The sequence below is a fragment of the Pseudomonas sp. 6D_7.1_Bac1 genome, assembly GCF_025465945.1.
Classification (GTDB): Bacteria; Pseudomonadota; Gammaproteobacteria; order Pseudomonadales; family Pseudomonadaceae; genus Aquipseudomonas.
Map to the genome: position 1 here is coordinate 13519 of NZ_JANLNW010000055.1, position 22139 is coordinate 35657.

Genomic DNA, 22139 nt, shown 5'->3' on the forward strand with positions numbered 1-22139 from the left:
TCCGTGACCACCAGCAATCGCATTCTTCTTGGCGTGAACATCGACCACGTTGCCACCCTGCGTCAGGCCCGGGGCACTCGCTACCCTGATCCCGTGAAAGCAGCGCTGGACGCGGAAGAGGCGGGCGCTGACGGGATCACTGTGCATTTGCGTGAAGACCGTCGACACATCCAGGAGCGCGACGTGCTGCTGCTCAAGGACGTGCTGCAAACCCGCATGAACTTCGAAATGGGCGTCACCGAGGAAATGATGGCGTTCGCCGAGCGCATTCGCCCGGCGCACATTTGCCTGGTCCCGGAAACCCGTCAGGAACTGACCACCGAAGGCGGTCTGGATGTCGCGGGGCAGGAAGCGCGGATCAAGACTGCGGTGGATCGTCTGGCAAAAATCGGCTGCGAAGTGTCGCTGTTCATCGACGCCGATGAGCGCCAGATCGAAGCCTCGAAACGTGTCGGCGCACCGGCCATCGAATTGCACACCGGCCGTTATGCAGACGCCGAGACGCCGACTTCCGTTGCTGAAGAACTGAAACGTGTGGCGGATGGCGTGGCCTTTGGTCTGGCTCAGGGCTTGATCGTCAACGCCGGTCACGGTCTGCATTACCACAACGTCGAAGCGGTTGCGGCGATCAAAGGCATCAACGAACTGAACATCGGTCACGCACTGGTGGCGCATGCGTTGTTCGTCGGGTTCAAGTCGGCTGTTTCGGAGATGAAAGCGCTGATTCTGGCGGCTGCCGCCAAGGTCTGAAGAGCAGTACAAAAACCTGTGGGAGCGAGCCTGCTCGCGATGGCGTCTTAACATTCAACGAAAATGTTGGCTGCAAGACTGCTATCGCGAGCAAGCTCGCTCCCACATTTGATTGGGGGTTGTCCTGATTAAAGCGGTGGGTTTTCTTCGGGCGGCTTGGTCTTGTCGATGCCCGGCACGTGCAGATTGCCTTGGACAATCTGATCGCCCTCAAGCTGCGGCTGCGTGACCCACGTCAGGATGTCGTAGTAACGCCGGATGTTCGCCACAAAATGCACCGGTTCGCCGCCACGTGCGTAGCCATAGCGGGTCTTGCTGTACCACTGCTTCTGCGACAGGCGCGGCAGGATCTTTTTCACATCGAGCCACTTGTCCGGATTCAGCCCTTCTTTGGCCGCGAGCTTGCGCGCGTCATCCAGGTGACCGCTGCCGACGTTGTAGGCCGCCAGCGCAAACCACGTACGATCCGGCTCCTGAATCGAGTCGTCCAGTTGATCCTTCATATAACCCAGGTACTTCGCACCGCCCATGATGCTTTGCTTGGCGTCCAGGCGATTGGACACGCCCATGGCCTGTGCGGTGTTCTGGGTCAGCATCATCAGGCCGCGAACGCCGGTTTTTGAGGTCACCGCCGGTTGCCAGAGGGACTCCTGGTAACCGATTGCCGCCAGCAGTCGCCAGTCGACTTTCTCTTCCTTGGCCGATGCCTTGAAGTGTTTCTCGTACTTGGGCAGCCGTTGTTGCAAGTGCTGGGCGAAGGTGTAGGCGCCCATGTAACCGAGTACATCGACGTGCCCGTAATAACGATCTTTCAGCCGTTGCAGAGTGTCATTCTTCTGCGCCTTGTCGAGGAAAGCATTGATCTCGTTGAGCAGGCTGTTGTCATCGCCGGCGGCGACCGCCCAGCTCTGGTTGCTGGCATCGCCCAGGTCGAAGGCGACCCGTGCGTTCGGAAAGTAAACTTGGTTCATGGCGACTTCGTTGGAGTCGACCAGCGTCAGATCAATCTGACCTTCATCAACCATGCGCAGCAGGTCAACGACCTCAACCGCGTCGGATTCTTCGTATTCAATGCCGGGGTATTTTTGTTTCAGCGCTGCGAGTTGATCGGCGTGGGTGCTGCCCTTGAGCACCATGATCTTCTTGCCGGCCAGATCGGCTGCAGTCGTTGGCCGAGACTGACCGTTGCGGTAGATGATCTGTGGGGTGACTTCCAGATAAGAGTGGGAGAACCTGACCTGCGCCTTGCGTTTCTCGCTGCTGACCAGACCGGCAGCAGCCAGCACCGGGCCACCGGGCTTGCCGACCTGATCGAACAGGTCGTCGAGGTTGTCCGCGGTTTCGATCTTGAGTTTCACCCCCAGATCGTCGGCGAAGCGCTTCACCAGCTCGTATTCGAAGCCGGTTTCACCGTTGCGATCCTGAAAGTAGGTGGCGGGGCTGTTACGGGTAACCACCCGCAGCACGCCATCCTCCTTTATGCGCTCCAGTGTGTTGGGTTTATCAACACAGCCACTGAGCATCAGGAAGAGTCCGGTTGCGATAAGCCATTTAGCGAATCGCGGACGCAAAGCCGTTGGGGAAAACATCTGCGCAGTATACGCAAAGGACCACGACCGCCATATCTCGACAGCAAGGGGCTTGTCTGCTAGAGATTTCCAAACCCGGCGCAAGCCCTCAGGAACAGGCGCTCAGGCCTGAATGTGACAACTGAAATAACCCCCTTCAGGCACCTTGAAAAGCATGGGTTACAGGCGTTGAGCCCCCGGCCGACGTTCGGACAATACCGGGTGTAGCGTTTCGGGTGCTGTCGCGGGCGGTTTAGGCTAGAATGCACGGCCTCAAAGCACACCCCCTTCCCGAGGCTGTCCCGAAGATGTTGATCCTGCGCGGCGCTCCTGCCCTTTCTGCCTTTCGCCACAGCAAACTCCTTGAGCAACTGACCCAGAAGGTTCCGGCTGTCAGTGGCTTGTATGCTGAATTCGCTCACTTCGCCGAAGTTACCGGCGTCCTGACCGGCGACGAACAGCAGGTGCTAGCGCGCCTTCTGAAGTACGGTCCTAGCGTTCCGGTTCAAGAGCCGACCGGCCGTCTGTTCCTGGTATTGCCGCGTTTCGGCACCATCTCGCCATGGTCGAGCAAGGCCAGCGACATCGCCCGTAACTGTGGCCTGGCGAAAATCCAGCGCCTGGAGCGCGGTATCGCGTTCTACGTGGCCGGTGAATTCACCGACGCGCAAGCACAGCTTATTGCTGATGCGCTGCACGATCGCATGACCCAGATCGTACTGGAAAACCTCGAGCAGGCTGCCGGCCTGTTCAGTCACTCCGAACCCAAGCCCCTGACGGCGATCGACGTCCTGGGTGGCGGTCGCGCCGCGCTGGAAAAAGCCAACGTCGAACTGGGCCTGGCCCTGGCGGAAGACGAGATCGACTACCTGGTCAACGCCTTCGTTGGCTTGAAGCGCAACCCGCACGACATCGAACTGATGATGTTCGCCCAGGCGAACTCCGAGCACTGCCGTCACAAGATCTTCAACGCCAGTTGGGACATCGACGGCCAGAGTCAGGAAAAAAGCCTGTTCGGCATGATCAAGAACACCTACGTGATGCACAGCGAAGGCGTTCTGTCGGCTTACAAGGACAACGCTTCGGTGATCGTCGGCAACGTCGCCGGCCGTTTCTTCCCGGACCCTGAAACCCGCCAGTACGGCGCGGTGCAGGAACCGGTGCACATCCTGATGAAAGTCGAGACTCACAACCACCCGACCGCGATTGCCCCGTTCCCGGGCGCATCCACCGGTTCCGGCGGCGAGATCCGCGACGAAGGCGCTACCGGTCGTGGTGCCAAGCCGAAGGCTGGCCTGACCGGTTTCACCGTGTCCAACCTGCAAATCCCGGGCTTCGAACAGCCGTGGGAAGTGCCGTACGGCAAACCCGAGCGCATCGTTACCGCGCTGGACATCATGATCGAAGGCCCATTAGGCGGCGCTGCATTCAACAACGAATTCGGCCGTCCGGCGCTGACCGGTTACTTCCGTACCTTCGAACAATCCATCACCACCCCGCGTGGCGATGAAGTGCGCGGTTACCACAAGCCGATCATGCTGGCCGGCGGCATGGGTAACATCCGTGCCGAACACGTACAAAAAGGCGAGATCCTCGTTGGCTCCAAGCTGATCGTGCTGGGCGGCCCGGCGATGCTGATCGGCCTGGGCGGCGGCGCGGCTTCCTCCATGGCCACCGGCACCAGCTCGGCAGACCTGGACTTTGCTTCGGTACAACGCGAAAACCCGGAAATGGAACGCCGTTGCCAGGAAGTCATCGACCGTTGCTGGCAGTTGGGTGAGCACAACCCGATCAGCTTCATCCACGACGTCGGCGCGGGCGGTCTGTCCAACGCCTTCCCGGAACTGGTCAACGATGGCGACCGTGGTGGCCGCTTCGAACTGCGCAACATTCCAAACGACGAGCCGGGCATGGCCCCGCACGAAATCTGGAGTAACGAATCCCAGGAGCGCTACGTTCTGGCGGTCGGCCCGGCCGACTTCGAACGTTTCAAGGCAATCTGCGAACGTGAGCGCTGCCCGTTTGCCGTCGTCGGTGAAGCCACTGCTGAACCGCAACTGACCGTCACCGACAGCCACTTCGGCAACAGTCCTGTGGATATGCCACTCGAAGTGCTGCTGGGCAAAGCCCCGCGCATGCACCGTTCGGCGGTTCGTGAAACCGAACTGGGCGACGACTTCGATCCGTCGACCCTGGCCATTGCCGACTGCGTCGAGCGCGTTCTGCATCACCCGGCCGTGGCCAGCAAAAGCTTCCTGATCACCATCGGCGACCGCACCATCACTGGCCTCGTGGCCCGTGACCAGATGGTCGGCCCGTGGCAGGTTCCGGTGGCCGACGTTGCCGTCACCGCCACCAGCTTCGACGTTTACACCGGTGAAGCCATGGCCATGGGCGAGCGTACTCCGCTGGCACTGCTGGACGCTCCGGCGTCGGGCCGCATGGCCATCGGCGAAACCCTGACCAACATCGCTGCCTCGCGCATCGGCAAGATCTCCGACATCAAACTGTCGGCGAACTGGATGTCGGCTGCCGGTCACCCGGGCGAAGACGCGCGTCTGTACGACACCGTCAAAGCGGTCGGCATGGAGCTGTGCCCGGAACTGGGCATCACCATTCCGGTGGGCAAGGACTCGATGTCCATGGCCACTCGCTGGAACGACGAAGGCGTCGACAAGAGCGTGACCTCGCCGCTGTCGCTGATCGTGACCGGTTTCGCGCCAGTGACTGACATCCGTCAGACCCTGACCCCGCAACTGCGCATGGACAAAGGCACCACCGACCTGATCCTGATCGACCTGGGCCGTGGCCAGAACCGCATGGGCGCCTCGATCCTCGCGCAGGTTCACGGCAAGCTTGGCAAGCAGGCTCCGGACGTCGATGACGCCGAAGACCTGAAGGCCTTCTTCGCCGTGATCCAGGGCCTCAACGCCGACGGTCACCTGCTGGCTTACCATGACCGCTCCGACGGTGGTCTGCTGACCAGCGTGGTGGAAATGGCCTTTGCCGGTCACTGCGGTCTGAGCCTGAACCTCGACGGTCTGGCGGAAACCTCGGCCGACATCGCCGCGATCCTGTTCAACGAAGAGTTGGGTGCGGTGATCCAGGTTCGCCAGGACTCCACGCCGGATATCCTTGCGCAGTTCAGCGCGGCGGGCCTGGGCGATTGTGTGTCGGTAGTCGGTCAGCCGATGAACAACGCCGAGATCAGCATCACCTTCAACGGCGAAACCGTGTTCGACGGTCAGCGTCATCTGCTGCAACGTCAGTGGGCCGAAACCAGCTACCAGATCCAGCGTCTGCGTGACAACGCCGACTGCGCCGACCAAGAGTTCGACGTGCTGCTGGAAGAAGACAACCCGGGCCTGAGCGTCAAGTTGAGCTACGACGTCAACCAGGACGTCGCCGCGCCTTACATCAAGAAAGGCATTCGCCCACAGGTTGCCGTACTGCGCGAGCAGGGCGTCAACGGTCAGGTGGAAATGGCGGCCGCGTTCGACCGTGCTGGTTTCAACGCGATCGACGTGCACATGAGCGACATCCTTGCGGGCCGTGTCGACCTGAACGAGTTCAAAGGTCTGGTGGCGTGCGGTGGCTTCTCCTACGGTGACGTACTGGGCGCCGGTGAAGGCTGGGCGAAATCGGCGCTGTTCAACAGCCGTGCTCGCGATGCGTTCCAGGGCTTCTTCGAACGCACTGACAGCTTCACCCTCGGTGTGTGCAACGGTTGCCAGATGATGTCCAACCTGCACGAGCTGATTCCGGGCAGCGAGCTCTGGCCGCACTTCGTGCGTAACCGTTCCGAACAGTTCGAAGCCCGCGTGGCAATGGTTCAGGTTCAGGAGTCGAACTCGATCTTCCTGCAAGGCATGGCCGGTTCGCGCATGCCAATCGCTATCGCTCACGGTGAAGGTCATGCCGAGTTCGCCAGCGAAGAAGCGCTGCTGCAAGCGGATCTGTCGGGTTGCGTGGCGATGCGTTTCGTCGACAACCATGGCAAGGTCACCGAAAACTACCCGGCCAACCCGAACGGTTCGCCGCGCGGGATCACCGGTTTGACCAGCCGTGACGGTCGCGTGACCATCATGATGCCGCACCCGGAGCGGGTATTCCGCGCCGTGCAGAACTCGTGGCGCTCGGAAGAGTGGAACGAGGACGCTCCTTGGATGCGTATGTTCCGTAATGCTCGTGTGTGGGTGAACTAAGCGCTGTGTACAAGCTCAGTTTTTTTGTTCCTCAGAGCCATGTTGAGGTGGTCAAGAGTGCTGTGTTCGCTGCGGGTGGTGGGCGGATTGGGGCTTATGACCACTGTGCGTGGCAGGTGCTTGGGTTGGGTCAGTTTCGGCCTTTGGACGGCAGTCAGCCGTTTATTGGTGAAGCGGGGCAGGTCGAGCAGGTTGAGGAATGGAAGGTTGAGCTGGTGGTCAGCGATGAGTTGATTCGCTCGGTGGTGGAGGCTCTGAAGCAGAGTCATCCCTATGAGACGCCGGCGTATGAAGTGTGGCGGTTGGAAGATTTCTGATCTTCTTGGCTGCTGAAATGAGAAACCCGCTGAAGTGATTTCAGCGGGTTTTTTGTTGCCTGGGATTTGTTGGGTGTACATCAATCAAAACTGTGGGAGCGAGCCTGCTCGCGATGGCGGCCTGACAGCCGACCAATCTCTTGCAGGTGTACATATCTGTTGCTGCGGTAACGGCCACTTACGGTTCCGCTCTTACAGCGTGTCACTTTTGGCAAACGCCCCAAAAGTAACCAAAAGGTCTCGCCCCAAGCGTACGGCACCTCGCTAAGGCTCGGCGTTCCCTCGCTCCGGTATTCATCAGGGGGCATCGCCTACGGTCTGCTTCGCTACGACCTCCTCTCGATGTGTCCGGCTGCGCCGTACGGCGCTGCGCGCCAACCCCCTGATGAACACCTGCGCTCGGCCTCCCGAAGGGGCGGGTGGATCAAGATCAACAGCGGCAGGTGAGCTAACGCTCGGCCTGTTGAGTGGTGAAGGAGCGCCGCTGGTGATGATCTTCGTAGGAGCTGCCGCAGGCTGCGATCTTTTGATCTTGCTTGATCGCTCCTACTTTATTGGGGTTGTGTAATGCCTGTAGGAAGCGGCTTGAACTCGATGACAGCATCACGGGCAACGTAGAAATCTCTGACATGTCTTTCAGGTTGCCGCTCGGAAGCGCTATCTCTAGCCTTCAAACGTCGCTGCCAATTCAGCGACCGGGACTGCAAGCCCGCCGATAGTTTGTTAGGCGCTTACAGGCGCACCTATAATCGTGACGCTTTTTCAGTGTCCATCGATTTATGGTGGCTGTGTGCGGGAGACCTTCGGGTCTGCCGAGGGCCTAACAACTCGGTCTTGCAGACCCGCATACAGCTGCCACCCATCATCTGCAAGTGATGCTGTCAGCTCCAACTATTGTTAGGAGCTCCACCATGATCAAAGAAACTCCCAATCCCCCAGAAACCGACGACGTTTCCCCCTACGAATCCCTCGATTCAAAAAAGCTCCACGACGCCGCGCACCGCGCGCTCGACCATTATCTGAAACCCACTCTCGCCAAACTGCGCTTCAGCGATCTGCGCTCGGACCGTTTGTTCAGTGTTGCGCCCGATGTCGGCCTCGAAGCCCTGCTGGCCAATGCCGCGGAAGATCTGGCGTCGGTCAAGGTCATGGCTGCCGACCTGGCATTCGAGATCGAGGGCTCGCGACGCAGTGTGGCGTTGGCGATTTGCCGGATGGTCGATGGTGCTTTGTTGTTGGTGGACAAGGCGCTGGATGACTACAACCCGTCGGAGACGGCGCAGTTTTACGTCAAAGAATAGGTCCGCTGTACGTCAAAAAATGAAAAACCGCTGAGCCGGAAACGGTCAGCGGTTTTTTTTGTGAACAATGGATTATTCGGCGTTCGGGAGGGCCTCATCGCGAGCAGGCTCGCTCCCACAGTTGATCTCTGTCGTACTTCAGATAGCGGTCGCGTCGAAAATTCAGTGTGGGAGCGAGCCTGCTCGCGATGACTGAATGTCCAGCAACGAAGATCTAAACCTTGGCACTGACCTCACTGCGATTCACCAGCGCTTCGAGTGTCTCACTCAAACTCGGTGCTTTATCACCAACCAACAGGTGCCACACGCCACCGTCCAACGCGCTCACACCTTGGCAACCCAACTCCTTGAGCCGGCATTCCGACAGTGCTTTCCCATCCGCCAGTTGCAGGCGAATCCGGGTCATCGCCACGCAATCGAGTTGCAGCACGTTGTCGCTGCCGCCCAAGGCGTTCAGCCATTTTTGTGCTTCCGGGATGGCCACAGGCGCTGATTTCGGTGTTTCTTCGACCACCACAACAGCGGCGATCACCGCGTTACCAGAAGCCGGCATCGCCTGGCGAATCTCATCGGCGATGCTGTCGGCCAGCGGCCCGACCACCACTTGCAAGCTGCCGCCTTTGCCGGGGCGAACCACGGCCATGGCGCCGAGGGCTTTCAACTCAGTGTCCGAGGCTTTGTTGCGGTCGACCATTTCCAGGCGCAAGCGGGTGGTGCAGGCACCGACAGTGATCAGGTTTTCAGCACCGCCCAAGGCCTGAATGTACGCCCCGGCCCGCTGGTTTTCGTTCAGTACAGCTTTTTCAGCGACAACGGTGTCTTCGCGCCCCGGCGTCTTCAGGTTGAAGCGGCGGATGCAGAAATCAAACACTCCGTAGTAGATCACCGCGTACGCCAGGCCCACCGGGAACACCAGCCAGCCGTTGGTGGACTTGCCCCAGCCCAGTGCCATGTCGATGGCACCGCCGGAGAAGGTGAAGCCCAAATGGATGTTCAGCGCGTTGGTGATCGCCATCGACAGGCCGGTCAGCAGTGCGTGCAACAAATACAGCAGCGGCGCGAGGAACATGAAGGCGAATTCGATCGGCTCGGTGACGCCGGTCAGGAATGAGGTCAGGGCCATCGACAGGAAAATCCCGCCCATCACCTTGCGGCGTTCCGGCAGGGCGTTGCGGTACATCGCCAGGCACGCGGCCGGCAGGCCGAAGATCATCATTGGGAACATCCCGGTCATGAACTGGCCACCCTTCGGGTCGCCGGCAAAGTAGCGCGCCAGGTCGCCGGTCACGATCGTGCCGGTGGTTGGGTCGGTGAAGCTGCCGAAGATGAACCAGGCCATGTTGTTGAGGATGTGGTGCAGGCCGGTGATGATCAGCAAACGGTTGAACACGCCGAAGACGAACGCGCCGATACTGCCGCTTTCCAGCAGCAATTGGCCAAAGCTGTTGATACCGCTCTGGATCGGCGGCCAGATCAAACCGAAGGCCACGCCCAGGCCGACGGCGCTGAACCCGGTGGCAATCGGTACGAAGCGGCGGCCGCCGAAGAACGCCAGGTATTCCGGCAGCTTGATGTCCTTGAAGCGGTTGTACAGCGCGCCGGCCATCAAGCCGCTGATGATCCCGGCGAGCATGCCCATGTTGATGCTTGCATCGAGCACCTTGAGGGTGGAGACCATCACCAGGTAACCAATCGCCCCGGCGAGCCCGGCGGTGCCGTTGTTGTCCCTGGCGAAACCGACCGCGATGCCGATGGCGAAGATCAGCGCCAGGTTGGCGAAGATCACCTGCCCAGCGTCGTGGATGATCGCGATGTTCAGCAGGTCGGTGTCGCCCAGACGCAGCAACAGGCCGGCAATCGGCAGGATCGCGATGGGTAGCATCAGCGCCCGTCCGAGGCGCTGCAAGCCTTCGATGAAGAGTTGGTACATGGCGTATCTCCCTGGGTTCTTGTTGTTGTTCAGCTCAGAGGCCAATGTTGATGACAGGCGTGGCGCACGGCGGTGGCGCTGCTCAGGTTGAGCAGGGTGGTGCTGAAGCGTCGGCAGTCGGCGGCGTCCAGTTGGCGCACGCGCTCCTTGATTTCACCGACTTGCGGCGGGCTCACCGACAGTTCACGGATGCCCAGGCCAATCAGTACCGGGGTCGCCAGCGGATCGGAGGCCAGCGCCCCGCAAACGCCGACCCAACGCTGGTGCTTGGCGGCACCGGCGCAGGTCTGGGCGATTAGTCGCAACAGCGCCGGGTGCAAGGCATCGACCCGCGCGGCGAGGCCGGCATGGTCGCGGTCCATGGCCAGGGTGTATTGGGACAGGTCGTTGGTACCGATGGACAGGAAGTCCGCGTGCTCGGCCAATTGCTCGGCGAGCAGGGCGGCAGCCGGGACTTCGATCATTACGCCCAGTTCCGGGCGTTGGGTCAGTTCCAGCTCGGCGCACAACGCATCGAGGCGCTGGCGGATGTGCAGCAATTCATCGACCTCGCTGACCATTGGCAACAGAATTCGGCAGCGGTGCAACGGGCTGACCTGCAACAGCGCCCGCAGTTGTTGGTCGAGCAGTTCCGGACGCACCTGCGCCAGGCGGATTCCGCGCAGGCCAAGCACCGGGTTGGCTTCGGCCGGCAGCGGCAGGTAGTCGAGCTGTTTGTCGCCGCCGACATCGATGGTGCGGATGATCACCGACTTGTCGCCCATGGCATCCAGTACGGCTTGATAGGCCTGGCGCTGCTCTTGTTCGTCCGGTGCGGTCTGGCGATCAACGAACAGAAACTCGGTGCGCAACAGACCAACACCATCGGCGCCACCTCTCAACGCATCAGCCGCTTCGGTGCTGGAGGCGACGTTGGCCGCGACTTCGATGCGCAGACCATCGCGGGTTTGCGCCGGGTGGTGGGCCTGAGCTTGCTGGCGCTCGCGGCGTTGCAGATGTTCGCGTTGGGCCTGAGCCACTTGCTCCAGGCGTTCACTATTGGGCGTCAGCTCCAGGCGACCGCCGTCAGCGTCCAGCACCACCGCGTGGCCTTGGGGTTGATCGAGCAGGGACGAACCGAGGGCGACCAGACACGGTAGGCCTTTGCCGCGAGCAAGTATCGCCACATGGGAGGTCGCGCCGCCTTCGGCCATGCACAGCCCGGCGACGCCTTGCTGGCTCAGTTGCAGCAAATCGGACGGGGTCAGTTCGTGGGCGGCGACGATAGCGCCGGCCGGCACGTCGTAGTGCCAATCCTGCCCGAGCAAGGCGCGCAGCACGCGTTGCTTGAGGTCACGCAGGTCGTTGGCGCGTTCGGCCAGCAGCGGGTTACCGAGATTTTGCAGGACCTCGCACTGTGCTTCTATCGATTGGTTCCAGGCGTGGGTTGCCGCGCTGCCTTGATCGATGGACTGGCTGGCGGCATCGAGCAGTGCCGGGTCTTCGAGCAGGGCCAGGTGAGCGGCGAAGATCTGCTCTTCTTCGGTGTGCTTGTGCTTTTTGGCGTGGGACAGCGTTTCACGGATTTCGCCGCGAACCTGCTCCAGCGCGCGGTCGAGGGCTTGCAGTTGTTCTTCGGCGTTATGGTTGCCGGTGTCTTCCGGCAGGTGGATGGCGGCCAGTTGGAACAGCGGCCCGCCGACCAGTCCGGGCGCTGCACACACACCGTGCAGCACGCCGGCTTCGGCAGCGCGAGTACGGTGGGCAATCGGTGTCGGTGTGGTGGCGTGGCTGTCGTCGTTGACCGCGCTGGACAAGGCGTTCAGCAAGGCTTGCAGCGCCGCCTTGGCGTCCGCGCCCTTGCAACTGACTTGAACCTCGTCCTGCTCGCCAATCCCCAGTCCCATCAACCCGATAAGGCTGTCGCACGACGCCGATTTACCGCCGAAATGCAGCTGCGATTTACTGTTGAACAGTTGCGCGGTCTGGCGGATCAGGGCTGCCGGACGGGCATGCAGGCCACCGCGATGGGTGATGCGAATATGCCCGTGAACTTCGGCGCCTGAACTGTCCACCTCGGCCTGCGCGTTGTGCGTGGTTCTCGGCACGATGTGCAGCAGTGGCTCGCCGACCTTGACCGATTTGAGGGTGATCGGCAGTACCTGGAAGTCCTGGCTGTTGGTCAGGATCAACAAGCTGACCAGGCTTTTGCAGCCTTGGGCGACCTGGTCCAGGTCAAAGCGCAGCAGCGCCTGGCCATTGCTGACGCGGGTGCCTTCCTTGACCAGCATCGAGAACCCTTCGCCCTGCAACTCGACGGTGTCCAGGCCCAAATGCAGCAGCAGTTCGGCGCCGTTGTCGGCGCGCAGGGTCACGGCGTGGCCGGTGCGGGCGACATGCACCACCACCCCGGCACACGGCGCGTGCAGGGTGTTGTTCAGCGGGTCGATCGCGATCCCGTCACCCATGGCGCCGCTGGCGAACACCGGGTCCGGAACCTTGGCGAGCGTGAGCACCGGGCCGCTGAGCGGGGCGCTGAGGGTCAGGTCTTTATTGTTGTTATGCATGGCTCGGTACTCATCAGGATGACGTGCAAGTCGGACTTAGTGGGTGCGGGTCACTTTGCTCAGGTGACGCGGCTGGTCCGGGTCCATGCCACGGGCGACCGCGAGGCTGGCCGCCATGACGTAGAAGCTCTGGATGGCGAGGATCGGGTCCAGCGCCGGGTGCTCGGCACGGCTCAGCGTCAGGTCGCGTTCGCTGACGTCATCCGGGGCGGCCAGCAACACACGGGCGCCGCGCTGGCGCATCTCGGCAGCGAGGCTCAGCAAGCCAGCCTGTTCGGCGCCGCGTGGGGCGAACACCAGCAGTGGATAGTTGTCGTCGATCAGCGCCATGGGCCCGTGTTTCACTTCGGCGCTGCTGAAGGCCTCGGCCTGGATCGCCGAGGTTTCCTTGAGTTTCAGCGCCGCTTCCTGAGCGATGGCAAACCCGGCGCCACGGCCGATCACCATTAGGTGTTGGCATTCGCGCAAGATGTCGACGGCCAGGCTCCAGTCCTGGGTCGCGGCTTCGCGCAAACCGTCTGGCAATGCGAGACCGGCTTGTAGCAACTCGGCGTCCTGCTTCCAATGGGCGATCAAACGTGCGCTGGCGCTGAGGGTGGCGATGAAGCTTTTGGTCGCGGCGACGCTGCGCTCAAGGCCGGCACACAGCGGCAGGCTGAATTCGCACGCGGCTTCCAGTGGCGAGTTCTCGGCATTGACCATGGAAATGCTCAGGGCGCCGCGCTTACGTAGCAGGCGCAGGCTGTTGACCAGATCCGGACTTTGCCCGGACTGCGAAAACGCAAACACCGCCTGACCGCTGACCTTCAGCGGCGCTTGTTGCATGGTCACCACCGACATCGGCAGCGACGCCACCGGAATGCCCACGTGCTGCATGGCCAGGTAGGCGAAGTAACTCGCGGCGTGATCGGAGCTGCCGCGGGCGACGGTCATCACCACTTGCGGCGGCTGACGGTTCAGGCGTCCGGCAATCTCGATCATCAGCGGATCAAGTTGCTGCAGTTGAGCGTCGACGGCCTTGTACGAGGACAGCGCCTCTTCAAGCATTTTTGAAGTCAATGTCTTCTCCTTCGACCATCACGGCGGTCAGTGTGAGTGAGCGATCCAGACGCACGCAGTCAGCCCAGGCGCCGGGTTGCAGACGGCCGCGCTCGTTGAGGCCGAGGTAGTCGGCGGGGAATTGCGATAGACGTTGCGAAGCTTCGGACAGCGGCAGACCGATCTTCACCAGGTTGCGCAGGGCTTGATCCATGGTCAGGGTGCTGCCCGCCAGGGTGCCGTCGGGCAGGCGCACACCGCCCAGGCATTTGGTCACGGTGTGGCTGCCCAGCTTGTATTCGCCATCCGGCATGCCGGCGGCGGCAGTGGAATCGGTGACGCAATACAGGCACGGGATCGAACGCAGGGCCACGCGGATCGCGCCGGGGTGCACGTGCAACAGGTCGGGAATCAGTTCCGCGTACTTGGCGTGGGCCAGTGCCGCGCCGACGATCCCCGGCTCGCGGTGATGCAGCGGGCTCATGGCGTTGTAGAGGTGAGTGAAACTGCTGGCGCCGGCCGCAAGCGCCGCGACACCTTCCTCGTAGCTGCCCAGGGTGTGGCCGATTTGCATGCGGATCCCGCGGTCGCTGAGGGCCCTGATCAGCTTGTCGTGACCGGCGATTTCCGGGGCAATGGTGATCACCCGAATCGGCGCCAGCGCCAGGTAGTCCTCGACCTCGGCCATCAACGCGGTGTGGGCGAAGTTCGGTTGCGCACCGAGTTTACCAGGGTTGATGTACGGGCCTTCCAGGTGCACGCCGAGTACCCGGGCGCTGCCTTTCGGGCGTTGTTCGCAGAACTCGCCGACCTGGGCCAATACGCGGGAAATCTCTTCCACCGGGGCGGTCATGGTGGTGGCCAGCAGCGAGGTGGTGCCGAAACGCACGTGGGTTTTGGTGATGGTTTCGAAGGCCGGCGTGCCTTCCATGATGTCCTTGCCGCCACCGCCGTGGACGTGCAGGTCGATGAAGCCCGGCAGCAGGTAAGGCAGGTCGTTGTCCGCCGGGTCGCAGAGCTGACCTTCGATGCGCACGATCTTGCCGTGTTCATGGATCAACCGGCCACGAATCCAGCCTTGGGCGGTGAGGATGTTGTCTTCGGACATCAGTAGTTCTCCGGCTTCAATGACGCAGGGCTTAGCGTCGAAGCTCTGCAACAAAGTCGTAGTAGTCGTTGCGGCAATAGGTGTCGGTGACTTCGATCGGGGTGTTGTCTTCGAGGTAACCGACCCGGGTCATCAGCAGCATGGCGGTGCCGGGGGCGATGCCGACCAGCGCGGCGAATTCGTCCGAGGCGTTGATCGCCTGAATGTGTTGCAGGGCGCGCACCACCGGTTTGCCGATGCGCTCAAGGTATTCGTAGAGCGAATCACCGACCGCTTGCGGCTGGGCAATGATCGACGCGGGCAGGGTGCTCATCTCAATGGCCATTACGGTGTCGTCGGCTTTACGCAGGCGCTTGAGGCGCGCGACTTTGTCGTAGGGCGAGAGCGCGAGGCGGATCAGTTCTTCGTGGGTCGGCTGGGTGATTTCCCGCTCCAGCCATTGCGAGCTCGGCACGAAGCCTTTGAGACGGAGCATTTCGCTGAACCCGGACAGCCGTGAGAGTGGTTGTTCCAGGCGTGGGGTGATGAAGGTGCCGGAGCCTTGGCTGCGACGGATCAGGCCTTGTTCGAACAGCACTTCCAGGGCCTTGCGGGCAGTCACACGGGAGATGTTCAGCATTTCGCTGAGATTGCGCTCCGACGGCAATGCCTGCTCGGCTTTCCACTGGCCGGCATGGATCGCCGCTTCCAGGTTGCGTGCCAGTTGCAGGTACAACGGCGTGGGCTGGGTGTCGTCAGGGCGCAGGGCCAGGATGTGGTTCATGTTTTGGGTTCCGATGCGGGTATTGGAGTGTTGTCGCCCCGGTAATGGCGCAAAACTAATACCACTTAAATACCATGTCAACGCCAGTGGTTTGCTCAAGGCGAGCAAATGCGCGCCTCGCTGGAGGGCGCGATGGTGTTGGGTTTTAAGTGGTATTAGGGGAGGGGGATGCGGGCGTAGAAATCGCAGTCTGCGTCAGTGCCTATGGCGTGAAGTGGTATTCAAGCTGGGGGGCGGGTGAGGGCTGCGATTTTTTTAATTTATTTTCGATTTTCCGGGCAAAGTAGCCCTTGTGGCGAGGGAGCTTGCTCCCGTTGGGGCGCGAAGCGGCCCTGATGTCGGCTGTCGAGGTTTATCAGGTAAAACCAGTTTGCAGGGTTTGGGGCCGCTTCGCAGCCCAGCGGGAGCAAGCTCCTTCGCCACAGGTATGGGTGTGTTTGAGGATTACGGGCGGATTTCGATCATCGTGCCGTCTTTGACCAGGCCCCAGACTTCGCGCATGTCGACGTTGCGCATGCCGATGCAGCCATCGGTCCAGTCCAGGGTGTGGAACAGCTCTTCAGGGTTTTCTTCAGTGTCCGGGGTGCCGTGGATCATGATCATGCCACCGGGCTCCACGCCTTCACGGCGCGAACGCACGGAGTCGCTGATGTTCGGGTAGGAGATGTGCATGGCCAGGTTGAAGCGGTCGCTGACCTTGCGCCAGTCCAGCCAATAGAGGCCTTCTGGTGTGCGCCGATCACCCTCCATCAACTTTGGACCTTTTGGGTGTTTGCCCAATGAGATGCGATAGGTCCGCAGTGGCTTGCCGTCATTGATCAGCTGCAACTGATGAGCGGATTTGAGCACCAATACTTTTTCGATGATTTTGCCGTCCAGTGTTTCCGTGGTGGAAGCCTGGGAGATAGCAACGAATGACAGACAGAACAACGCAAGCAACCAGCGCATTAAAACGATATCCCTGAGAGTACGGCGTACTTATAGTTTAAGTGATCGCAGGCTGAGCAAGCGGAGGAATGGATTCGGAACGCACAGGGAAATGTTCCGCACGGCGGTCAGCGAAGAAGCATTCTAGGGTACGACCGACCGTGCGGAAAGCCAGCTCCGACCACGGGATGTCGGCTTCATCGAAAAGCCTCACTTCCAGGCTTTCTTCGCCCGCGGCAAAGTCCAGATCCACCAGTTCGGCGCGAAAGAATACGTGCACCTGGCTGATGTGCGGCACGTCGATCAGCGTATAGATGTTCAGGTTGCGCACCCGTGCACAGGCTTCTTCAGCGGTTTCGCGAATCGCTGCCTGTTCGACGGTTTCACCGTTTTCCATGAAACCGGCCGGCAAGGTCCAGTAACCACGGCGCGGCTCGATGGCGCGCCGGCACAACAGCACCTGAGTGCCCCAGGTTGGCAGGCAACCGGCGACGATATTCGGGTTCTGGTAATGGATGGTGTGGCACTTGTCGCAGACATACCGCAGGCGCGAATCGCCTTCGGGAATGCGTTGGGTGACCGGGTTGCCGCAGTGGCTACAGAATTTCATGCTGGGATTCCGAAAATGCTGCGCCTATCTTGGCGTGCGGCGGTGTCTGTCGGCAAGTTGTCGTTTAGCGACATGCGAGGGTTCAGGGGTTGGGCGGTCGGTGTGTTTGGTGCATGATGCAAGATAGTGAACAAATCGAGATCACTCATGCTGGATGAGCTACTGCATCGGGTCAGCAACCACACGCCGCGTACGCTGGAATCCGACCAACGTTTTCCGGAGGCCGCGGTCCTGGTGCCTATCACCCGCAGTGACGAGCCGGAGCTGGTCCTGACCCTGCGCGCCAGCGGGCTCTCGACCCACGGCGGTGAAGTGGCTTTCCCCGGCGGGCGACGTGATCCGGAAGATCCGGACCTGATTTTCACCGCATTGCGCGAAGCCGAAGAAGAAATCGGCCTGCCACCGGGGTTGGTGGAGATTGTCGGCCCGCTGAGCCCATTGATTTCCCTGCATGGGATCAAGGTTACGCCGTACGTCGGGGTGATTCCCGATTTCGTCGAATACCGGGCCAACGACGCCGAAATTGCCGCGGTGTTCAGCGTTCCGCTGGAATTCTTCCGCAAAGACCCGCGTGAACATACGCACCGCATCGATTATCAGGGTCGCAGTTGGTATGTGCCGAGCTACCGTTTCGGCGAGTACAAAATCTGGGGTCTGACGGCGATCATGATCGTCGAACTCGTCAACCTGCTCTATGACGCACAGATCAGCCTGCATCTACCCCCCAAAAGTTTTATCAATATCTGAAACCATCGCCCCTATGGCGTGAACCCTGCTTTTTGCAAGTGAGCTTGCCTGGCCTTGAGGACAATAAGATGAAATACCGCCTGGGCGACGCCCGCGTCGAAACACACCCGCAGAGCTGGGTCGCACCCAATGCCGTGCTGGTGGGCAAGGTCAAACTGGAAGAGGGCGCCAACGTCTGGTTCAGCGCCGTATTGCGCGGTGACAACGAACTGATCCTGATCGGCAAGAACAGCAACGTGCAGGATGGCACGGTGATGCACACCGACATGGGCTACCCGCTGACTATCGGCACCGGCGTGACTATTGGCCATAACGCCATGCTGCACGGTTGTACGGTGGGCGATTACAGCCTGATCGGCATTAACGCGGTCATCCTCAATGGCGCGAAAATCGGCAAGAACTGCATCATCGGCGCCAACTCGCTGATCGGCGAAGGCAAGGAAATCCCTGATGGTTCGCTGGTCATGGGCTCGCCGGGCAAAGTGGTGCGTGAGCTGAGCGAGCCGCAGAAGAAAATGCTCGAAGCCAGCGCCGCTCACTATGTGCATAACTCGCAGCGCTATGCCCGCGATCTGGTCGAGCAGGAAGAATGAGCGCCACCGAAAGACCCGTACCCTCGCCGTGCGTGAGTATTTGTGCGCTGGATGAAGAAGATATCTGCACCGGCTGCCAACGCACGGTGGATGAGATCACCCGCTGGAGCCGCATGGACAACGACGAGCGCCGCAAGGTGTTGGGGTTGTGTCATGAGCGGGCCAAATCCAGTGGGTTGCTTTGGATGCTGCCTTCCAAGTCCAGTACCTGAACCTGGCGGGCCTTTGTGGCGAGGGAGCTTGCTCCCGCTTAGGAAGCGAAGCGGCCCTGAAACCAGAGCATGCAGTGTGTCAGATAGAGCTCATAGTAAGTTTGGGGCTGCTTCGCAGCCCAGCGGGAGCAAGCTCCCTCGCCACGGGTTATCTGTGCATCGAAGATGAAGTACCCTGTGCACAAAATTGACAGGTATCCCCGCGCCCAATGCTTTTCCTGATCGCTTACATCAGCAGCGTCGTGCTGATCAATTACGCCTTTTCCACCGCCCCGCACCTGGACATCATCTGGTCGGCCTGGGGTGGCTTGGTGTTCGTGTTGCGCGACATGGTGCAAACCCGTTTCGGTCATGGCGCGATGGCCGCGATGCTGGCGGCGCTGGCGCTGTCCTACATCACCTCCGATCCCTCCATTGCCCTGGCCAGTGCCACGGCCTTCGCGGTCTCGGAGTGTATTGACTGGCTGGTGTTCAGCATCACCAAGCGCCCGCTGCACGACCGTCTGTGGATAAGTTCGGCGCTGAGCATTCCGCTGGATACCTTCATTTTTTTCGGCATGATCGATGCCCTGACGCCGGGCGTGATCTTCACTGCCCTGGGGTCGAAATTCGCCGGTGTGACCATCGTCTGGCTGGCCATGGCCTGGCGTTTGCGCAAGAACGCGCTGGCAAGCTGAGCCAAAGCCTGCGGTTCATGTAAAATGCCGCGCTTTCTCCCTAAGGGAAGCGCGCCTGGCGCTGCGACCCTCGATGATCCGCTCCTTTGAGGACCTGAGATGACCCGTATCGGAACTCCATTGTCGCCAACCGCGACCCGCGTATTGCTGTGTGGCTGTGGCGAGTTGGGCAAGGAAGTGGTAATCGAACTGCAACGCCTGGGCGTTGAAGTGATTGCCGTGGATCGCTACGCCAACGCGCCGGCGATGCAAGTGGCGCATCGCAGCCACGTGATCAACATGCTCGACGGCGCCGCCCTGCGTGCGGTGATCGAGGCCGAAAAACCGCACTTCATCGTGCCGGAAATCGAAGCCATTGCCACCGCCACGCTAGTCGAGCTGGAAGCTGAAGGCTTCACGGTGATCCCGACCGCTCGCGCCGCGCAGCTGACCATGAACCGTGAAGGCATTCGTCGTCTGGCCGCTGAAGAGCTGGACCTGCCGACCTCGCCGTACCACTTCGCCGATACCTTCGAAGACTACCGCAAAGCGGTCGACGATCTGGGTTTCCCGTGCGTGGTCAAGCCCGTCATGAGTTCCTCGGGCAAGGGTCAGAGCCTGCTGCGCAGCGTCGATGACGTGCAGAAGGCCTGGGATTACGCGCAGGAAGGCGGTCGTGCCGGTAAAGGCCGGGTGATCATCGAAGGTTTCATCGACTTCGACTACGAAATCACCTTGCTCACCGTTCGCCACATTGGCGGCACCACATTCTGTGCGCCAGTCGGCCATCGTCAGGAGAAGGGTGACTACCAGGAATCCTGGCAGCCGCAAGCCATGAGCCCGATTGCTCTGGCGGAATCCGAGCGTGTGGCCAAAGCCGTGACCGAGGCCCTGGGTGGTCGTGGTCTGTTTGGCGTTGAGCTGTTCATCAAGGGTGATCAGGTGTGGTTCAGCGAAGTCTCGCCGCGCCCGCATGACACCGGCCTGGTGACCCTGATTTCTCAGGACCTGTCCCAGTTCGCTTTGCACGCACGGGCGATTCTTGGCCTGCCGATCCCGTTGATCCGTCAGTTCGGCCCATCGGCGTCCGCGGTGATTCTGGTGGAAGGGCAATCGACCCAGACTGCTTTCGCCAACCTGGGTGCTGCACTGGCTGAACCGGATACTGCGTTGCGTCTGTTTGGCAAACCGGAAGTCAACGGTCAGCGCCGCATGGGCGTTGCCTTGGCCCGTGACGAGTCGATTGAAGCTGCTCGCGCCAAAGCGACCCGTGCCTCTCAGGCTGTCGTTGTAGAGCTGTAACCGAGTCGCGCTCATCGCGAGCAGTCTCGCTCCCACATTGGATTTCAGGTGTACACAAAATCTGTGTCCAACCGAAAGTCCTGTGGGAGCGAGCCTGCTCGCGATGGCGACCTGTCAGGCAACCTGATTCAGGTCGTTATTCCTTGTTTCCTTCAGGCACAGCACAGCTATCAGGCTGATCACCGCTGCCACTGACACATACCCGCCAACCCAACTCAAACCGCCCATCGCCACTAGCTTCTGCGCGAAGAACGGTGCCGCCGATGCTCCCACAATGCCGCCCAGGTTGTAGGCCGCCGATGCGCCGGTGTAGCGCACACGGGTTGGAAACAGCTCTGGCAGCAGTGCACCCATCGGTGCGAAGGTCACGCCCATCAGAAACAGCTCGATGCACAGGAACAGCGCCACGCCCCAGGTTGTACCGTGGGTCAGCAGCGGCTCCATGGTGAACCCCGAGAGAATCGCCAGCACGCTGCCGATGATCAACACCGGTTTGCGTCCGAAGCGGTCGCTGGCCCAGGCCGACAATGGCGTAGCGGCAGCCATGAACAACACGGCGAAGCACAGCAGTCCGAGGAAGGTTTCACGGCTGTAGCCCAGGGTCGATACGCCGTAACTCAGGGAAAACACCGTCGAAATGTAGAACAGCGCGTAGCAGACCACCATCGCCGCCGCCCCCAGCAGCATGGGCGCCCAGTATTGGCTGAACAGCTCGACCAGCGGGATCTTCACCCGTTCCTGGCGCGCCATTGCGTTGGCGAACACCGGGGTTTCATGCAGTTTCAGGCGTACATACAGGCCGACCATCACCAGCGCGGCGCTGAGCAGGAACGGAATCCGCCAGCCCCAGGCGCGGAACTGCTCGTCGTTGAGAGTCATCGCCAGGGTCAGGAACAGGCCGTTAGCGGCGAGAAAACCAATCGAAGGGCCGAGTTGCGGGAACATGCCGAACCAGGCGCGTTTGCCCTTTGGCGCGTTTTCGGTGGCGAGCAAAGCTGCGCCGCCCCATTCGCCGCCCAGTCCAAGGCCTTGGCCGAAGCGCAACACACAAAGCAGGATCGGTGCCCAGGCGCCAATGCTGTCGTAGCCCGGCAGTACGCCGATCAGCGTGGTGCAGACGCCCATCAGCAGCAAGGAGGCGACCAGCGTTGATTTGCGTCCGATGCGGTCGCCGAAGTGGCCGAACAGGGCCGAACCTATGGGGCGGGCGAGGAAGGCGATACCGAAGGTCAGGAAGGCCGAGAGCATCTGGGCAGTGCCGGAGGTCTGCGGAAAGAACACCGGGCCGATCACCAGCGCCGCAGCCGTGGCGTAGACGTAGAAGTCGTAGAACTCGATGGCGGTGCCGATGAAGCTGGCTGTCGCGACCCGCGTGGCGGAGTTCGTCGGTTGGGCAGGCGCAGCGTCGCTGTAAGTCGTGCTGGTAGTCATGCGGTAATCCCTGACAGTCATGTGCTCCGGTGGAGCGAATTATTATGGTTGAAACACCCAGGGTCTGTTGACGTTTGGTGACGACCGCGACGGAGGCCCATTTGGCGCAGGGCAAGGCGCGAGGAACGCAGTCTG

18 protein-coding genes are annotated in these 22139 nt (G+C 61.0%); 9 read left to right on the forward strand and 9 right to left on the reverse strand.

Annotation, left to right across the window (positions count from 1 at the left end; all coding sequences use genetic code 11):
- The first annotated feature begins 3 nt into the window (after positions 1-3).
- A complete protein-coding gene (gene pdxJ, locus NTD87_RS15120) occupies positions 4-750 on the forward strand; it encodes a pyridoxine 5'-phosphate synthase (RefSeq protein WP_262114790.1) in 747 nt (248 codons plus the stop codon).
- A 128-nt stretch (positions 751-878) separates the two neighbouring features.
- Here pdxJ and mltF read toward each other — a convergent pair whose 3' ends face one another.
- The gene (mltF, locus tag NTD87_RS15125) at positions 879-2339 is read right to left on the reverse strand and encodes a membrane-bound lytic murein transglycosylase MltF (protein WP_262114791.1); all 1461 of its coding nucleotides are present in this window, start codon (positions 2337-2339) and stop codon (positions 879-881) included.
- A 287-nt stretch (positions 2340-2626) separates the two neighbouring features.
- On the opposite strand from mltF, the gene purL reads away from it, so the two are divergent.
- From purL to NTD87_RS15140, 3 genes are all read left to right on the forward strand, one after another.
- Positions 2627-6523 (forward strand): phosphoribosylformylglycinamidine synthase, encoded by a 3897-nt coding sequence (gene purL, locus NTD87_RS15130; protein WP_262114792.1) that lies wholly within the window; start codon positions 2627-2629, stop codon positions 6521-6523.
- Between the two features lie 5 nt (positions 6524-6528).
- Positions 6529-6840, forward strand: coding sequence for a YqfO family protein (gene cutA, locus NTD87_RS15135; RefSeq protein ID WP_262114793.1), 312 nt, complete (start codon positions 6529-6531; stop codon positions 6838-6840).
- Positions 6841-7751: 911 nt separating this feature from the next.
- A complete protein-coding gene (locus tag NTD87_RS15140; protein WP_262114795.1) occupies positions 7752-8141 on the forward strand; it encodes a DUF6124 family protein in 390 nt (129 codons plus the stop codon).
- 214 nt (positions 8142-8355) lie between these two features.
- Here NTD87_RS15140 and nagE read toward each other — a convergent pair whose 3' ends face one another.
- The 7 genes from nagE to NTD87_RS15175 all read right to left on the reverse strand — a co-directional run bounded on the left by nagE (position 8356) and on the right by NTD87_RS15175 (position 17063).
- On the reverse strand, positions 8356-10071 hold the full coding sequence (nagE, locus tag NTD87_RS15145; RefSeq protein ID WP_262114797.1) for an N-acetylglucosamine-specific PTS transporter subunit IIBC: 1716 nt from the start codon (positions 10069-10071) through the stop codon (positions 8356-8358).
- 29 nt (positions 10072-10100) lie between these two features.
- Complete coding sequence (ptsP, locus tag NTD87_RS15150) at positions 10101-12617, reverse strand: phosphoenolpyruvate--protein phosphotransferase (RefSeq protein ID WP_262114798.1); 2517 nt, start codon at positions 12615-12617, stop codon at positions 10101-10103.
- Positions 12618-12653: 36 nt separating this feature from the next.
- A complete protein-coding gene (locus tag NTD87_RS15155) occupies positions 12654-13664 on the reverse strand; it encodes an SIS domain-containing protein (RefSeq protein ID WP_410017494.1) in 1011 nt (336 codons plus the stop codon).
- The gene (gene nagA, locus NTD87_RS15160; RefSeq protein ID WP_262114800.1) at positions 13657-14763 is read right to left on the reverse strand and encodes an N-acetylglucosamine-6-phosphate deacetylase; all 1107 of its coding nucleotides are present in this window, start codon (positions 14761-14763) and stop codon (positions 13657-13659) included. Before nagA ends, NTD87_RS15155 begins: the two co-directional genes overlap by 8 nt.
- A gap of 31 nt (positions 14764-14794) precedes the next feature.
- Positions 14795-15526 (reverse strand): GntR family transcriptional regulator, encoded by a 732-nt coding sequence (locus NTD87_RS15165; RefSeq protein ID WP_262114801.1) that lies wholly within the window; start codon positions 15524-15526, stop codon positions 14795-14797.
- Positions 15527-15970: 444 nt separating this feature from the next.
- Complete coding sequence (locus NTD87_RS15170; RefSeq protein ID WP_262114802.1) at positions 15971-16474, reverse strand: murein L,D-transpeptidase family protein; 504 nt, start codon at positions 16472-16474, stop codon at positions 15971-15973.
- 37 nt (positions 16475-16511) lie between these two features.
- On the reverse strand, positions 16512-17063 hold the full coding sequence (locus NTD87_RS15175; protein ID WP_262114803.1) for an NUDIX hydrolase: 552 nt from the start codon (positions 17061-17063) through the stop codon (positions 16512-16514).
- A 147-nt stretch (positions 17064-17210) separates the two neighbouring features.
- On the opposite strand from NTD87_RS15175, the gene NTD87_RS15180 reads away from it, so the two are divergent.
- The 5 genes from NTD87_RS15180 to purT all read left to right on the forward strand — a co-directional run bounded on the left by NTD87_RS15180 (position 17211) and on the right by purT (position 20573).
- Positions 17211-17810 (forward strand): CoA pyrophosphatase, encoded by a 600-nt coding sequence (locus NTD87_RS15180; protein WP_262114804.1) that lies wholly within the window; start codon positions 17211-17213, stop codon positions 17808-17810.
- Between the two features lie 68 nt (positions 17811-17878).
- Positions 17879-18403, forward strand: a complete 525-nt coding sequence (locus NTD87_RS15185; protein WP_262114805.1) for a gamma carbonic anhydrase family protein — start codon at positions 17879-17881, stop codon at positions 18401-18403.
- The gene (locus tag NTD87_RS15190) at positions 18400-18615 is read left to right on the forward strand and encodes a DUF1289 domain-containing protein (protein ID WP_262114806.1); all 216 of its coding nucleotides are present in this window, start codon (positions 18400-18402) and stop codon (positions 18613-18615) included. The genes NTD87_RS15185 and NTD87_RS15190 overlap by 4 nt, the downstream gene beginning before the upstream one ends.
- Before the next feature lie 209 nt (positions 18616-18824).
- Positions 18825-19292 (forward strand): VUT family protein, encoded by a 468-nt coding sequence (locus tag NTD87_RS15195; RefSeq protein WP_262114807.1) that lies wholly within the window; start codon positions 18825-18827, stop codon positions 19290-19292.
- Positions 19293-19391: 99 nt separating this feature from the next.
- Positions 19392-20573: a formate-dependent phosphoribosylglycinamide formyltransferase gene (purT, locus tag NTD87_RS15200; protein WP_123585096.1), complete on the forward strand. Its 1182-nt coding sequence runs from the start codon at positions 19392-19394 to the stop codon at positions 20571-20573.
- Between the two features lie 114 nt (positions 20574-20687).
- On the opposite strand, the gene NTD87_RS15205 is transcribed toward purT, so the two are convergent.
- Positions 20688-22004, reverse strand: coding sequence for an MFS transporter (locus NTD87_RS15205; protein WP_262114808.1), 1317 nt, complete (start codon positions 22002-22004; stop codon positions 20688-20690).
- Positions 22005-22139: the final 135 nt, after the last annotated feature.